Source organism: Sulfurospirillum arsenophilum NBRC 109478, assembly GCF_000813345.1.
Lineage (GTDB): Bacteria > Campylobacterota > Campylobacteria > Campylobacterales > Sulfurospirillaceae > Sulfurospirillum > Sulfurospirillum arsenophilum.
Genome location: NZ_BBQF01000001.1, coordinates 200009 through 214964, shown reverse-complemented (window position 1 = coordinate 214964; position 14956 = coordinate 200009). Strand labels below are relative to the sequence as shown.

The window sequence follows — 14956 nt, the reverse complement described above, 5'->3', positions numbered from 1 at the left end:
TTTAAAAAATAATAGGCAATTTCAATGAAACGTATTTTAATTACCAATGACGATGGCTTTGAAAGTGCAGGACTTCACGCCCTTGCCCGTGCGCTTCGTCCTTTAGGACATGTTACCATCGTAGCACCTACCTCTGAAAAATCCGCATGTGGACACTCACTCACCCTTACGCGTCCACTTCGCTTTGTTGCGATTGAAGACGATTTTTTTAAACTCGATGATGGCACACCCACCGATTGTATTTATCTCTCGCTCAATGCTCTTTTTGAGGGTGATAGCAAGCCTGATTTAGTGGTGAGCGGCATCAACAAAGGCTCTAATTTAGGCGAAGACATCACCTACAGCGGCACAGCGAGTGCTGCCATGGAAGCAGCAATTCACGGTGTTCCTGCCATTGCCATTTCACAAGTCTATACAGGTGGGCCTCAAAACATCGAACTCACTCATGGATATGATCTTGCAGAGCAAACCGTATACGATCTGGCTAAACGCATTTTAGAAGGCACATTTCCGCTCGGAGAACGTCGCTTTTTAAATGTCAACATCCCAGCCCTCAAACCTGAAGAGTGCAAAGGCTACAAAATTACACGTGCAGGATATAGGATGTACGGCAATGACGCGCACCTTCACCGTAATCCACGAGGTGAAGAGTACTACTGGCTTGGCGTTCATACACTTGAGTGGAGAAAAAGTGAAAAAGCAGACTGTGACCTAAGTGCCATCGATGAAGGCTACATCTCCATTACGCCCATCAAACTCGACATGACCGCACACGATGAACTAGAAAATTTAAAGCAATGGATACAATAATGGAAGATCGTTATTCACGCGTCAGAAGAGTTTTTGGTGAAGACTTTGAAAAACTCCAACGTGCCAAAATACTTCTTTTAGGCATTGGCGGTGTTGGAAGCCCGTGTTTAGACGCTCTGTACCGCACAGGTATCAGTGACATCACCATCGTTGATTTTGATACCTACGATGTGACGAATCAAAATAGACAACTAGGCAGTGAAGCCGTGGGCGAAGTCAAAGTCTTACACATGGCAAGCCTTTATAAAGGCATCACGCCTATTGAAGCGAAAGTAACCCCTGAATGGGTGCAGAATTTCGACTTTGAGCCTTACGACATCGTTATTGACGCGATAGACGATATGGAAGCCAAAATCGCCGTGGCGCACAAAGCCCATACCAAACTGCTGAGCTCCGCGGGTGGTGCGAAAAAAATCGACCCAACCAAAATTCACTATGCCCCTATTTGGGATACGTATGGTGATATGCTCGCCAAAAGCTTTCGAGAAGGACTTAAAAAAACAGGCTTTCAAGGCACATTTTTAACCGTTTTTTCCGATGAAAAGCCTATTTGTAAAGAAATGGGAAGTTTAATGTGTGTCACCGCTTCGTTTGGTTTGACACTGGCTTCGCTTGCGATTCGGAAGATTACTGGGAAAATATAGGCTTTTTACATGTAAAGTAACCTGCCTTCTTTTTCTCTTTTTATAAAATAATATATTTCGATAAAGAGTTGAATCATTGCAAATACTAGCGGAATGAGATATGTTTTATCTTCATAAAATCTCTCATCATACCTATCAAAAAGTAAATGTAAAAAACCAATATTATATAAATAGTAACATATTACTACATCAGAAATAGCGGATAAAAATCCAAATAAATATCTAATCATCTTTGTTTTGGATTTGTATAATTCTGTTATAAAAAAAAATATAAAAGAAAAAGAACACAAATAAAATAACAATGCATTTAAGCTTACCCCACTTAATGCAATCGAATGTATTTCCCCTTTAAACATAATGTACTTTATAATAAATAAAAAATAAGATACCAAAAATAGATAATATGTTATTAAAAATGTTCGTGTATTTTTAATATACTTATAAGTAAACAGCAATATAACTACGGGCTGAATAAATTCATATATAATCAGTGATATTATTCCACCTATCCAAATAAAATTAGTTGTATACAAACCTAGTCCACTATCGCCAGCGCTAGTTTCATATGTGCACAAAAGACTAATTGCACCATACCAAAAAAATAAAATCAATGATGGCCAAAAAACAAAAAGAAGTTTCTTTATAAAAAATACAATTATAGCTAGACTTCTTTTGCACATTAGTAAAATTCCCTTATCTTATATTCAATCATTCTTCCATTATCATCATTAAAAAGCCCGTAAATCCAGCATTATCATTAGGACTTATCTTCTCACTGACTTCTGCTCTCATGCTCCCTAAGATTTTTTTATATGCCACGTAAAACTCATAACTCGGTTTAGGCTTATAGGCCAAACCTTCTATTTCAAAAAATTCAATGATATTTTTGGTGGTTGTAGGCTTGATGAAAAATTCTTTATCTCTGTAAAAATAATAAGGTATCAAGGTTACGATTGACCATTTTGCCAAACTATAAAACGAGAGCACCTCTACCAAAGTGTCAAATCCCTCTTTTTGATCGCCATAAAGCATTTCGTACAGTCCAATGCAGAGCATATCTTTTCGCTCCATGCGCATCGACTTAATCATATCTCTTACTTTTGGTTTTTCAAAGAGTGAAATGAGGGTTGATTTGGAGACGATTTTGGCGAAATTTTCACAGATGATGTCGGGCTGTGTGAAGTTCTCTTTGGCGAACATCTCACGGACTTGTTCGCCTAGTTTAGCGGTGTTGTGCCTTTTAATGATGGGCAAAAGTCCTACATCTTCAAAACCTTGTGGGTAAAGTTCTAAAAAATAGGCTTCTGCCTCTTGGAGTTTATGTAAGTTCATTAGCGCAATTTCCTCATTTTTCTTTTTCCAAGTCTGTAAATAGATGAAGGTTTATCTTCAAAAAAACCTTTACATGTAAAGAGTATGACATCTGCTCTCTCTTGGGCATAAACTTCATCAAAGCCCTTTCCGCTAAGATTGGACGAAGTCGAGTAACTCCATTTTAATTTTCGTAGAAACTGCAAATGTTCTTCATCTTTTACAACGCGAATCGCCAAACCACATGGATAGACAAAGGTTGTTTTTTTGGCTCTACGAATGTGATTTTTATGGTGTTTTGGAACTCTGGTAAAACTACGAAGGGTTTGAAGAGAATCGACACTGATGAGAAACGATTTACCGCTTGGACGATTTTTGATGCGGGAGAGTGCATCTGCATTTTGGGAGAGGAACCCCGCCGTTGTCTCTGTTTGCGCTAGATAAACAAGGTCGGGGTTCATGGGTTCTAGTTTAAATAATCTTGTAACGCTCTTGGCTCAAGTGCGCTTTTGTCTTGAATGTACTCAATCGCTGTTGTTGCCGCAGATGCCGCAGAGACAGTGGTAAAGTAAGGAATTTTAAAGCGAAGAACCGCTTGGCGAATTTTCTTCGCATCGTCTTTGCTTGATTTATTATCGCTGGTATTAATCACAAGGGCAATGTCGCCATTTTTGAGTTTATCTTCAATGTTTGGACGACCTTCTGAGATTTTATACACAAACTCTGCGTCCACACCTGCATCCCGAAGTGCTTTGTGTGTTCCACCCGTTGCGACCACTTTAAAACCTAAGGCTTCAAATTTAGTACCGATCTCTTTTGCAAAGGATTTGTCGATGTCTACTAAAGAGATAAAGACAGAACCACTTTTTGGAAGCACGTTAGCCGAAGCAATTTGGCTTTTTGCAAACGAAGCTGGGAAGTTTCGACTAATGCCCATAACTTCACCCGTTGACTTCATCTCAGGTCCTAGAATGAGGTCTGCACCTTGGAGTTTATTGAACGGGAAGACCGCTTCTTTAACCGCAACGTGGTCAAACTTTTTAGGTTTTAAGATGCCATTGCCCTCACGAACAACATCAAATTTGTCATAGAAAGCAAGTGCTTCTCTTAGATTTCCTTGGTACATGACGCGTGTTGCGATTTTCGCCATCGGCATTCCTGTTGCTTTACTGACAAATGGCACTGTACGACTCGCACGTGGATTAACTTCGATCATGTAAACATCGTCTTGGTAAATGGCATATTGAATGTTCATTAAACCTACAACGCCAAGATTGAGGGCAATTTGTTTAGTTTGTGATTCTATTTTTGAAAGAAGTTCATCACTCAAAGAGATAGAAGGCAGTGAACATGCGCTATCACCACTATGAATTCCAGCCTCTTCGATATGTTGCATAATGCCACCGATGTACACTTCTTTACCATCACAAATCGCATCAACATCAACCTCAATGGCACGATCAAGGAATTGATCGATCAGTACAGGTGAATTGTGGCTTACGCTTACCGCTTCATTCATGTAGGTGCGAAGTTCGCTCTCGTTATAAACGATACGCATTGCACGTCCACCCAAAACATAACTTGGACGTACTAAAACAGGATAGCCGATCTCTTTTGCTTTCTCAATCGCCTCTTCTTCACTCGTTGCCGTTGCATTATTTGGCTGTTTGATGTTATTTTCTGTAATAAATTGTGAGAATTTTTCTCGATCTTCTGCCATATCAATCACACGTGCTGTTGTACCGATGATCTTCGCGCCCATAACCGTTAGTTTTTTCGCTAACTTGAGAGGTGTTTGTCCACCAAAATGTACAATAACGCCATCTGGATTCTCTTTTTCAACCACGCTTCTCACGTGTTCAAAATCAATCGGTTCAAAGTAAAGAATGTCACTGGTATCATAATCCGTTGATACAGTTTCAGGGTTACAGTTGTACATAATGGTTTTAACACCCAAATCATTTAGAGCATATGCCGCGTGAACACAACAGTAGTCAAACTCAATACCTTGACCAATTCTGTTAGGTCCACCGCCGATGATCATGACTTTTTTCTGTGTCTCTTTTTCTTTTACATGTAAAGGAAGTTTGGTCACATTGGTTGTTGAGTAAAGGTATGGGGTAAGTGCTTTAAACTCCGCCGCACACGTATCGACTTCATTGTACTCAAAGTCAATGTTCAGTTTGTTACGTGCAAAATAAATATCATTGGTTGTAAGCTCTAAATTATCTTCTTTGTTGATGAGTTTTGCGATCATCTTGTCAGAGAAGCCCATTGTTTTGGCTTGGCGTAAGAGTTTTTCATCGTTAAGAATAAACATATCGATTTTTTTCTCAAAATCAATAATCTCTTTGATTTGATTTAAAAACCATGGATCAATTTTACTAAGCGCAAACACATCTTCTACGCTATAACCTCTGCGAAATGCTTCACCGACATAAAGTGCTCTATCGGCATTAGGTCTTCTGATCTCATTTTTGAGTTTATCTTCCTCTACTTTTAGGCTCTCAAATCCACTCAAGTTTGTTTCAAGGGAACAGAGTGCTTTTTGGAAAGACTCTTTAAAGGTTCGACCAATCGCCATAACTTCACCCACACTCTTCATCGAAGTAGTTAGTGTTGAGTCAGCCAATGGGAATTTTTCAAACGTAAAGCGAGGAATTTTAGTAACGATGTAATCAATAACAGGCTCAAAACTTGCAGCAGTTCCAGTGATATCGTTTTTAATCTCATCGAGTGTAAAACCAACCGCTAAAAGAGTAGCAACTTTGGCGATAGGATAACCTGTCGCTTTGGAAGCAAGGGCAGAACTTCTGCTTACACGTGGGTTCATCTCGATAACCGTCATACGACCTGTTTCAGGACAAATAGAAAATTGTACGTTACTACCACCAGTATCCACACCAATTTCACGAAGAATCGCAAACGACGCATTACGCATACGTTGGTACTCTTTATCGGTTAAAGTAAGTGCTGGAGCAATGGTAATGGAATCTCCCGTATGTACACCCATTGGGTCAAAGTTTTCAATTGAACAAACGATGATACAGTTATCGGCATGATCGCGAATAACTTCCATCTCATACTCTTTCCAGCCAAGTAAAGACTCTTCGATCAAAATTTCATTAATAGGACTTGCATCAATTCCTGCCATCGCAAGCTCTTTGAACTCATCGATGTTATACGCAACGCCACTACCGCCACCGGCTAAGGTATAAGATGCACGAATGATGAGAGGAAAGCCAATTTTCTCCGCTGCGGCATACGCTTCTTCTAAATTATACGCATAGGCACTGATAGGTAAGTCCATACCAATTTTGATCATCGCCTCTTTAAAGGCTTGTCTATCTTCACCTTTTTTAATAGCTTCTGGGTTGGCACCTAAAAATATAATATCTTTCAGCATTCCTTGTTCATGCATCGTCATAGCAACATTGAGTGCAGTTTGTCCACCCATGGTTGGGAGCACAGCATCAACACCCTCTTTTTCAATAATACGTGCAATAACTTCAGGTGTAATCGGTTCAATATAGGTGCGATCTGCAAATTCAGGGTCTGTCATAATGGTCGCTGGATTGGAGTTGACAAGTACCACTCTGTATCCGAGCTCTTTCAAAGTTTTCGCCGCTTGGGTTCCTGAATAGTCAAACTCACATGCCTGCCCGATAACAATAGGACCTGATCCGATTAATAATATGGTTTTAATATCTTGACGTTTTGGCATCTCTTTCCTTTAATCTACTTGTAGTATTCAACCCAACACCTCTTAGGCTCTGGGTTCAAGACTAGTTTTGCATAATGACATGCATGTAAGAAGGTACATGCGTGGTTACATACGGTTTTACGACCACCGTTTTAGAAGACTCTTCATCAATGACTTCGGTTACAACACCGACTTTAATTCCCTCAAAAAAGATTTGATCCAGTCCACTGGTAATCACTTCATCTCCCACTTGAGGCTGTAGCCACTGTGAAATGTATTTGACAAGGACCTCTTTACGATTGCCTTGGGCTACCCCTTGCATCTTTTGATTACCGATATACACTGCAAAAATTGCTTTTGGATCGCTTAAAAGCAACCCTTGTGGATGACCATCATTTTCGACAACAATACCCGCAGCATAACCTTGTTGCAATAATCCATAAATCTTGCTTTTGTTAAATGCGTCAAATTTTAACCACACTTTTCCATAATCATTGAGGTTGGCATAGCCAATAGACTCAACCATTGCAACATTTGGATGATACCCAGCTGTGCTATTGTGTTCTTTCAGTAGATCACTAAGCTTACTGGCAAATGCAATGGAAAGAACAGCTGATTTTTGTAACGTTTGATTTTCAGCACGTAAGCGCACGATCTCTTCTTGCTGTGAGAAATGCTCATCAATTTTTTCTTGAATGCGCATTTTCATATCAACATAGGAGGCAAGAATCTTTGTGTTGACGCCACCTATGATGTGCCTCGCCTCTGTGCTGTACCGAAACGATACAAACACAAAGATGCCAAGCAAAATGATAATTTTAAATTTACTCATTCGACAATTGTTGTAAAAGTTCAATCTCTTCGAGTGCTTTACCTGTACCTTTTGCAACCGCTAAAAGTGGTTCATCTGCAACAAAAACAGGCAACTTAACGATGTCTGAAAGGTATTTATCAAATCCACGAATCAATGCACCACCACCTGTGAGTACAACGCCGTTTTCAACGATATCACCCGCGAGATCAGGAGGCATAACTTCAAGTACATCTTTAAGCGCATCAGCAATCTCTTTAAGTGGCTCTTTAATCGCATCTCTTACATCTTCGCTGCTAAGCTCAATACGACTTAAAAGTCCACTGACTTGATCCCTTCCTTTAACCATCATAGAGAGTGGCTCATCCATAGGAACAGCTGAACCAATAGCAATTTTAATCTCTTCGCCCGTTCTCTCGCCGATCAATAGGTTGTATTTTTTCTTGACATAATCAACAATGGCCATATCAATCTTATCACCCGCAACACGGATCGATTTGCTAATAACCAAACCACCTAAAGATACAACACCAATCTCAGTGGTACCACCACCGATGTCAACCACTAAACTACCTTGTGGTTCACGTACAGGAAGTCCTGCACCAATCGCAGCTGCCATAGGCTCTTCGATCAAGAAAACTTCACGCGCACCCGCACTCATCGCAGACTCACGTACTGCTTTACGCTCAACTTGCGTCAAACCGTATGGAACACAGATGATAATGCGAGGACGTAAAAAGCTTTTTCTTCTGTGTGCTTTTTCAATAAAGTAACGAATCATCTTTTCAGTCATATCAAAATCAGCAATAACGCCATCACGCATTGGGCGGATCGCTTCAATATCACCTGGTGTTTTACCCACCATATTTTTTGCCTCTTGACCTACTGCTAAGATATTTTGTTTACCATAGCGGTTACGTTGTACGGCGACAACGGAAGGCTCATTGATAATAATACCTTTACCTTTGACCAATACTAATGTATTTGCCGTTCCAAGGTCAATACTCATATCACTAGAGAAGAATCCTATTATCTTGTCCAAAATCATTTCATCAATCCTTTTTTACGCACTTTTTTTATCTTTTTTGATATAAAGCGGTTTTTCGCCTTTTGTAACCACATCTTTGGTAATCATCACTTCATAACCACCCAGCTCTGGGAGTTCATACATCACATCTACCATAATATCTTCCATAATACTTCTTAGACCCCTAGCGCCTGTTTTACGTTTAATCGCCAGCTCAGCCACAGAATCAAGTGCTTCTTTTTCAAATGAAAGTTCTACATTATCAATTGCAAACAATTTTTTATACTGTTTGTAAATCGCATTTTTAGGCTCTGTTAAAATACGCACCATATCTTCTTGCGTAATTGGTGAGAGTTTTGCTGTTACATGTAAACGACCGATGAGCTCTGGAATCAAACCATAATGCACTAAATCATCAGGCTCTACAAGATCAAAAAGTCCCTCATCTTGGCTCTTAGTACGTTTTTCTTGCTCAAAACCAAGTACATTTTTACCGATACGTCGTTTGATGATCTCTTCTAAGCCATCAAATGCGCCAGCACACACAAATAAAATGTTTGTGGTATCGATCTGAATAAAATCTTGATTTGGATGTTTTCGTCCACCTTTTGGTGGAATGTTAACGATACTGCCTTCAATGATTTTAAGCAATGCTTGTTGAACGCCTTCGCCTGAAACATCTCTGGTGATAGAACGGTTTTCACTCATACGAGCGATTTTATCGATCTCATCGATAAAAACAATACCTTGTTCTGCTTTTTTAATATCACCATTGGCGCATTGAAGTAATTTTGTAAGGATGTTTTCAACATCTTCACCCACATAGCCAGCTTCTGTTAAACTGGTTGCATCAGAAATTGCAATTGGCACATCTAAAAAGCGTGCTAACGTTTGTGCCATCAACGTTTTACCACTACCCGTTGGTCCAACAAGTAAGATATTGGATTTAGAAATTTCGGTATCGTCGGCAATGGTACTTTGCTTGAAAATTCTCTTATAGTGGTTATAAACACCCACTGAAAAGATCTTTTTAGCTTGATCTTGTCCAATGACAAAATCATCGAGTACTTTTTTCAACTCTTTTGGAGCTAAAAGTTCTTGATCGAAAGCTTCTTCACTGCTACTCACTGAAGGCTCTGGGATTTCTCCAAAAAAGATTTTATGGGCGGAGATAACACAATGTTCGCAGATGAAAACATCATCGCCTGCGATCAACCTTGTGTCACTACTCTCTTTCGTGCCACAAAAACTACACTCTCTATTGACCATTATTTTTCCTCTCAAATGGAATTCCTCGTGTGGATTCCATAATAAAGTTGCACATTTGCAACACTTTCTCGTTTGTTTCACTCTCCAGCAATTTAGCCGCTGTCTCTTTTATAGGATTTTCGCTTCTAAAAAGTTGTTTATAGGCACCCTGAATTGCGCTAATATCCTCTCGCTCAAAACGACGCTTTAACCCAACACTGTTAAGGCCTCGAACAACGGCTCGATTACCTTCAGCAAGGCAAAAATGAGGAATGTCTTGACTCACCGCACTTGCACCACCGATCATAACACCTTCTCCGATATGAACAAACTGATGAATCGGTGTCATCCCGCCAATAACAGTGAAAGAGCCTATATGAACATGCCCTGCTAATGTTGCGTTATTTGCCATGATGACATTATTGCCCACTTGACAATCATGCGCGATATGGCAATAGATCATAATAAAACAGTTATTACCGATCCTCGTAACGCCACCACCTTTTTTGGTTCCAGCGTTGATCGTTACAAACTCACGGATCATAACATTGCGACCTATTTCAACGCGTACATCATCTTCTGGTGTGTAGCCTGTATCTTGTGGAGGCATACCAATGACTGCGTAAGGACAGATTTTAGTCTCTTCGCCAACTTTCGTCGTTCCATAGATTTGCGCTCCTTGCATCACCTCAACACCACTTTTGAGTGTGGTATCTTTAGATACAAACGCATAAGCTCCGATTTTTACATCGTCAGCTAAACTCGCTCCCTCTTCAACAATGGCGGTTGGGTGAATATTTTGCATGTTATTTGTCCACGATCATAGCTTTAAGTTCAGCTTCGGCGACCAACTTGTCGTCAACATACGCTTTAGCCTCTAAAACCCAAATATTACCTCTGTGTTTTAGCACGTTTAGTTTATAAACCAACTGATCTCCAGGCTTTACTGGACTTCTAAATTTAGCATTATCGATACTCATAAAATAGACTACTTTTTCTTTCGTATCTTCTTGCTTCTCTTCATCCATACTCTTAAATGCGAGCACGCCACCCGCTTGTGCCATACCCTCAATAATCATAACACCTGGGTAAATAGGATGATCGGGAAAGTGTCCTTGAAAAATCTGCTCACCAATCGTAATATTTTTAAAACCTTCGATAGACTCACCTGGAACAAGCCCCGTTATTCTATCGACCAGCAAAAAAGGAAAGCGATGGGGAAGTATTTTTTGAATCTCTACAACATCAATTAACATCTTTGAAACCTTCTAACAAAATTCTAATATTTTACCTAATTAATACTAAATTTTCTCTAATGTCAGGGTAGGTAAAACTTTGAATGAAGAGTTCATATGACCCTATTTTAACCTCATCTAGTATGATAAGAGGGGTTAAAGAGGCGAATGGTGACGCTATCATGCTGTTTCGAAAAGCCATTTCTACTTCAATAGTTGGGGGATTTCGTAGCATTTCTTCGACATTGGTGTAGGTTGTCTTGGATAAATTATTAAACATTTTCAACGAAATAAAACGTACATCTTCTTTGTTTAAAAACCCTACATCTTGAATAATCGTCTCCACTTTTGCTTTAAACGACTCTTTTTTACATGTAGAATAAAATAAAATATAGCTAGGAATAACCTCTTTGTCACTGTTTTTAATCCATGCACGAAGCAATCTATAATTTAAAAACTTTTCACGCACCAATTTAAAAGGAGTTTCTTTTGCTTCAAGCTCCATCACTTTTTCATAAAGTTCGATGCGTTCTTCAATGGAAGAGGGTAAAACTTGAGGTCGCACAGGAGAGCTTAGTTCATCTGCCCATCTTTTTTGCTGTTCTCTTTGTACACTTAAGGCAAAAATACAACCACAATAATCTTGATGATAGAGCATCGCCTCTTTGGCCAAAGCAAACTGTTCTGTGGTTCCTCCTCCTTTGCGAAAATCAGGAGCAACAATATCAAGGTTGTAACGTTTGGCAATTTCGTGTAGTGCTTTTTCTAACTGCTCGATTGATTTTTTAGGGCTTGTTAGTAACGTGGTTGTTATAACCTTTTCACCAATTTCCAGTGCTTTTCGTGCAGTTTCTTCTAACCTGTTATCAAAACAGACTAAACATCGTTTGCCCTTTTCAGGTTCATTTTCTAATCCCCGTACGGCTTCGATCCATCCTTCATAATTATACGCACCTACATGTAAAGGAATTCCCAATTTCTCGCAGCTCCGCTTCACATCAAGGAGTCTAAGTTCATGCTCGCTAAAAGGATGAATATTTGGGTCATAAAAAAAGCCTATGATTTTCTCTTGTGGGTAACGTTGTTGAAGTTTTTGCAAAAAAAAGTGGCTATCAACTGAGCAGCAAATATGAACGAGCATAGTGTTTCTTTAAAAGTGTAAATTTTCGAAAATTATAACATAGGTAACATATAACGAATCTATCCTCATAAAACTAATAGCACTTTTAAATAGAACTTTTGCATTTTATAGTATAATAAATTAGCCCCATAAAAGGAGTGTTTCATGCAAAAAAAGTTTCTTAAAAATGTGTTATTTTGGTTAATTTTTCTCCCATTACTCTATACCTTAAGCGGTTTTGTCATCCTTCCTTGGTGGGCACAAACAAAGCTACCTGATCTTCTCAAAGAAAAACTCAATCTTAATATTTCTATTGAAAAAGTACTTTTTAATCCTTTTACCTTTGAATTACATGTAAACAATTTTGCACTCCATGATACAACCGGAAATAATGTGGCAACGCTGGAACATCTTTATATCAATTACGAGCCTTCTTTTCTTTTTAAAAAAGAATTTTTTGTCAAATCATTCCTCGTGGACAATCCATTTGTTGACCTAAAAATTGACCCAAAAGGTAACCTCAATCTTCTGTCTCTTTTTGCCACAAATACTTCAAACGAAACCAATGCAACCGCCAATACTAGCCTTGTAATGCCTTTAATAATCGAACATGTTGAGATTCAAAATGCCAAAACTACTTTTACCGATGAAAGACCAAGTGAGCCCTTTAAACTCGAGCTTGGGCCTATTAATTACGCGGTAAATAACCTCAGTTTTTATAAAGACGATCTCAGTATTCACGCTCTCAAAATCATGCTGCAAAATGAAGAAAAAATCTCTCTGGCAAGCAGTGCTTCGTTTGAACCACTCAAATTTCATGGCGAGCTTAACATTGTGCATCTTCCTTTATCAACCTTTTGGAGATATGCTTTACCAACTATTCCTGCTTCTCTTACACAGGGCGATCTCTCCCTAAGAGTCCCTTTTTCAATCGATCTTAGTAAAGAAAAACCGCTTGTCTCTTTGGAAAAAGCAACCGCTTCACTGGATGGAGTGCATTTTGTTGATACCGAGAAAAAATCTGTTATAGAAGTTCCTTCACTGAAGCTGGATACGATTGATTTTGACTTACAAACCTCGAAGATCAGCATTGAAAAAGCCATCATTGCTAAACCTTTTGTCAATCTAACATTGGAAAAAGAGTATGCGCTTAATTTAGTGCGCCTTTTTACACCTATAGGAACACCTCAACCAAAATCAGAAACGCCTGCTAAACATGAGAAAAGTAGTGAGTGGAAATTTGCTCTTAAAACTTTACAAATGGATGAAGCAACGATTGATGTAACTGATCAAAACGTGAAAAGCACTTCAATACGCTTTACACCACTTAAATTATTGGCTCAAAATATCACACAAGATATGAATAGTCCCATTACCTATGATTTCAACAGCACCATAGATACCACCGCTTCTTTAAATTTAAAAGGAACGTTTATTCCTGCAAGTGCATCTCTTGAAATGATGATTAACGCAAATGCGCTCTCTTTAGAAAAAGCCCAACCCTACATTGCGTCTTTTACAACGACTCTGATTCAAGACGGTGTCTTATCGCTCAACTCCAAACTCAAAGCTTCTTTTGATCAAGAAACAACATTCAAAATTGAAGGTGATGCAACTATCTCAAAATTTTCGCTTGCGGATAAATTTAAAAAACCTCTTGTTGCATGGGAGACTCTCAATGTCGCTAATGTCTCATACACGCTAACACCTGCAACACTGAGTATTCAAAATATCATGCTGGATAAACCTTATATCAATCTTGATATCAAAAAAGATGGAACGACTAATTTTTCAAATCTTCTCAAAACATCAACAACCCCGCCACCAGCGCCTTCAAAAACAAAAAAAGCGCCAACCAAACAAGATGCTATGGCTATTTACATTGGCAATATTGTGCTTAAACGAGGAACCACGCATTTTCAAGATGCCTCACTACTTCTTCCTTTTGCTACGTTTGCTGATCGTCTTACTGGAACTATATCAACGCTCGATACCAAAAATACCAAACCTTCTGTTCTTAAACTCGAAGGAAAAGTCGATAAATACGGTTATGCCAAAATCGATGGTTCTGTTTTACCCTTTGATTTGAAAGACAGAGCTAATCTCAAAATTATTTTCAAAAACATTGACATGTCTTCACTCTCACCCTATTCTGGCAAATTTGTAGGTTATGCTATCAAAGAGGGAAAACTTTCTTTGGATCTTAACTATAAAATCAAAAAAGGGCTGATGGAGGGTGCAAATAAGATCAACCTTGACTCACTGACCCTTGGTGATAAGGTGGAAAGCAAAGAAGCGACCAATCTTCCATTAGGTCTTGCCATTGCCATTTTAAAAGATTCCAAAGGGCAGATTGACATTGACCTTCCTATCAGTGGCGACCTTAATGACCCTGAATTTCGTTATGGAGGCATTGTTTGGAAAGCTTTTGGTAACCTTATAGGAAGTATTTTAACCTCTCCTTTTAAACTTTTAGGTTCCATGCTTGGTATCGAAACTGAAAATCTGAAAAGTATCGATTTTGCAGCAGGTGACTATGCTTTGATCGACTCTGAAGAGGAGAAAATGGAGCAGTATCGTCAAATCTTGGAAAAACGAACGGAGCTTAAACTGATCATCACACCAAGCTTTAACGAAACCCTCGATACCAAAGCACTTCAAGATCAAAATGTCACTGCACAGATTGAAGCTTTGATTCCTAAAAAAAGCAAAGAAGATGATAGTTACGGTAAAGCCATTAAAAAACTTTACATTCAAAAGTATTCTGATACTGCGTATAACAAGCTTATCAAAACCTATAAAGAGGAAAATTTAGATGTTGGAGCAATCAATGATAATTTGATTGCGAAGATTGCTGAAAGTGTAACGATTACGCCAGAAGCACTTCAAGCTTTAGCGCTCAAACGCGCCGATACCATCATGCAAAATCTCATCACAAAACAAAAAATAGCACCTCAACGCGTTCTCAAAAATGAGCCTCAAAACAGTGATGCCATTCGTGAAGAGTGGATCGGGTGTGCGGTTTCAGTCAGTAACTAAAACCGCTT

General features: G+C 39.0%; 13 protein-coding genes. 3 read left to right on the top strand and 10 right to left on the bottom strand.

The genetic code is table 11. The features are described 5' to 3' along the window. Positions 1-24: 24 nt before the first annotated feature. Both surE and SAR02S_RS01095 read left to right on the top strand, forming a co-directional pair. On the top strand, positions 25-810 hold the full coding sequence (surE, locus tag SAR02S_RS01100; RefSeq protein WP_041956134.1) for a 5'/3'-nucleotidase SurE: 786 nt from the start codon (positions 25-27) through the stop codon (positions 808-810). Then, the gene (locus SAR02S_RS01095; protein WP_232293964.1) at positions 798-1454 is read left to right on the top strand and encodes a tRNA threonylcarbamoyladenosine dehydratase; all 657 of its coding nucleotides are present in this window, start codon (positions 798-800) and stop codon (positions 1452-1454) included. Before surE ends, SAR02S_RS01095 begins: the two co-directional genes overlap by 13 nt. 5 nt (positions 1455-1459) lie before the next feature. Here SAR02S_RS01095 and SAR02S_RS01090 read toward each other — a convergent pair whose 3' ends face one another. The 10 genes from SAR02S_RS01090 to SAR02S_RS01045 all read right to left on the bottom strand — a co-directional run bounded on the left by SAR02S_RS01090 (position 1460) and on the right by SAR02S_RS01045 (position 11930). Continuing rightward, entirely contained in the window at positions 1460-2134 is a 675-nt protein-coding gene (locus SAR02S_RS01090) for a hypothetical protein (protein ID WP_041956132.1), read from the bottom strand. Positions 2135-2162: 28 nt separating this feature from the next. Beyond that, on the bottom strand, positions 2163-2786 hold the full coding sequence (locus SAR02S_RS01085) for a hypothetical protein (RefSeq protein ID WP_041956131.1): 624 nt from the start codon (positions 2784-2786) through the stop codon (positions 2163-2165). Then, positions 2786-3226 carry a Sua5/YciO/YrdC/YwlC family protein gene (locus SAR02S_RS01080; RefSeq protein ID WP_041956130.1) on the bottom strand — a complete coding sequence of 147 codons (441 nt, stop codon included), beginning with the start codon at positions 3224-3226 and terminating at the stop codon, positions 2786-2788. Before SAR02S_RS01080 ends, SAR02S_RS01085 begins: the two co-directional genes overlap by 1 nt. Positions 3227-3231: 5 nt before the next feature. Next, positions 3232-6489, bottom strand: coding sequence for a carbamoyl-phosphate synthase large subunit (gene carB, locus SAR02S_RS01075; RefSeq protein WP_041956129.1), 3258 nt, complete (start codon positions 6487-6489; stop codon positions 3232-3234). 61 nt (positions 6490-6550) lie between these two features. Next, entirely contained in the window at positions 6551-7300 is a 750-nt protein-coding gene (gene mreC / locus SAR02S_RS01070; RefSeq protein WP_041956127.1) for a rod shape-determining protein MreC, read from the bottom strand. After that, entirely contained in the window at positions 7293-8327 is a 1035-nt protein-coding gene (locus SAR02S_RS01065) for a rod shape-determining protein (protein WP_041956125.1), read from the bottom strand. Before SAR02S_RS01065 ends, mreC begins: the two co-directional genes overlap by 8 nt. Before the next feature lie 15 nt (positions 8328-8342). After that, positions 8343-9575 (bottom strand): ATP-dependent Clp protease ATP-binding subunit ClpX, encoded by a 1233-nt coding sequence (clpX, locus tag SAR02S_RS01060; RefSeq protein WP_041956123.1) that lies wholly within the window; start codon positions 9573-9575, stop codon positions 8343-8345. Next, positions 9565-10359, bottom strand: coding sequence for an acyl-ACP--UDP-N-acetylglucosamine O-acyltransferase (lpxA, locus tag SAR02S_RS01055; RefSeq protein WP_041956121.1), 795 nt, complete (start codon positions 10357-10359; stop codon positions 9565-9567). The genes clpX and lpxA overlap by 11 nt, the downstream gene beginning before the upstream one ends. Position 10360: 1 nt before the next feature. Next, entirely contained in the window at positions 10361-10810 is a 450-nt protein-coding gene (gene fabZ / locus SAR02S_RS01050; RefSeq protein WP_041956118.1) for a 3-hydroxyacyl-ACP dehydratase FabZ, read from the bottom strand. A gap of 31 nt (positions 10811-10841) precedes the next feature. Further along, on the bottom strand, positions 10842-11930 hold the full coding sequence (locus SAR02S_RS01045) for an epoxyqueuosine reductase QueH (protein WP_041956116.1): 1089 nt from the start codon (positions 11928-11930) through the stop codon (positions 10842-10844). Between the two features lie 144 nt (positions 11931-12074). Between SAR02S_RS01045 and SAR02S_RS01040 the strand changes: the two genes are divergently transcribed. Beyond that, positions 12075-14948, top strand: coding sequence for a DUF748 domain-containing protein (locus tag SAR02S_RS01040; RefSeq protein WP_041956114.1), 2874 nt, complete (start codon positions 12075-12077; stop codon positions 14946-14948). Positions 14949-14956 lie beyond the last annotated feature (8 nt).

Bases quoted from the DNA above. Each gene is read 5' to 3' on its own strand.
- surE (WP_041956134.1), top strand. From the start codon at position 25: ATGAAACGTATTTTAATTACCAATGACGATGGCTTTGAAAGTGCAGGA.
- SAR02S_RS01095 (WP_232293964.1), top strand. From the start codon at position 798: ATGGATACAATAATGGAAGATCGTTATTCACGCGTCAGAAGAGTTTTT.
- SAR02S_RS01090 (WP_041956132.1), bottom strand. From the start codon at position 2,134: ATGTGCAAAAGAAGTCTAGCTATAATTGTATTTTTTATAAAGAAACTT.
- SAR02S_RS01085 (WP_041956131.1), bottom strand. From the start codon at position 2,786: ATGAACTTACATAAACTCCAAGAGGCAGAAGCCTATTTTTTAGAACTT.
- SAR02S_RS01080 (WP_041956130.1), bottom strand. From the start codon at position 3,226: ATGAACCCCGACCTTGTTTATCTAGCGCAAACAGAGACAACGGCGGGG.
- carB (WP_041956129.1), bottom strand. From the start codon at position 6,489: ATGCCAAAACGTCAAGATATTAAAACCATATTATTAATCGGATCAGGT.
- mreC (WP_041956127.1), bottom strand. From the start codon at position 7,300: ATGAGTAAATTTAAAATTATCATTTTGCTTGGCATCTTTGTGTTTGTA.
- SAR02S_RS01065 (WP_041956125.1), bottom strand. From the start codon at position 8,327: ATGATTTTGGACAAGATAATAGGATTCTTCTCTAGTGATATGAGTATT.
- clpX (WP_041956123.1), bottom strand. From the start codon at position 9,575: ATGGTCAATAGAGAGTGTAGTTTTTGTGGCACGAAAGAGAGTAGTGAC.
- lpxA (WP_041956121.1), bottom strand. From the start codon at position 10,359: ATGCAAAATATTCACCCAACCGCCATTGTTGAAGAGGGAGCGAGTTTA.
- fabZ (WP_041956118.1), bottom strand. From the start codon at position 10,810: ATGTTAATTGATGTTGTAGAGATTCAAAAAATACTTCCCCATCGCTTT.
- SAR02S_RS01045 (WP_041956116.1), bottom strand. From the start codon at position 11,930: ATGCTCGTTCATATTTGCTGCTCAGTTGATAGCCACTTTTTTTTGCAA.
- SAR02S_RS01040 (WP_041956114.1), top strand. From the start codon at position 12,075: ATGCAAAAAAAGTTTCTTAAAAATGTGTTATTTTGGTTAATTTTTCTC.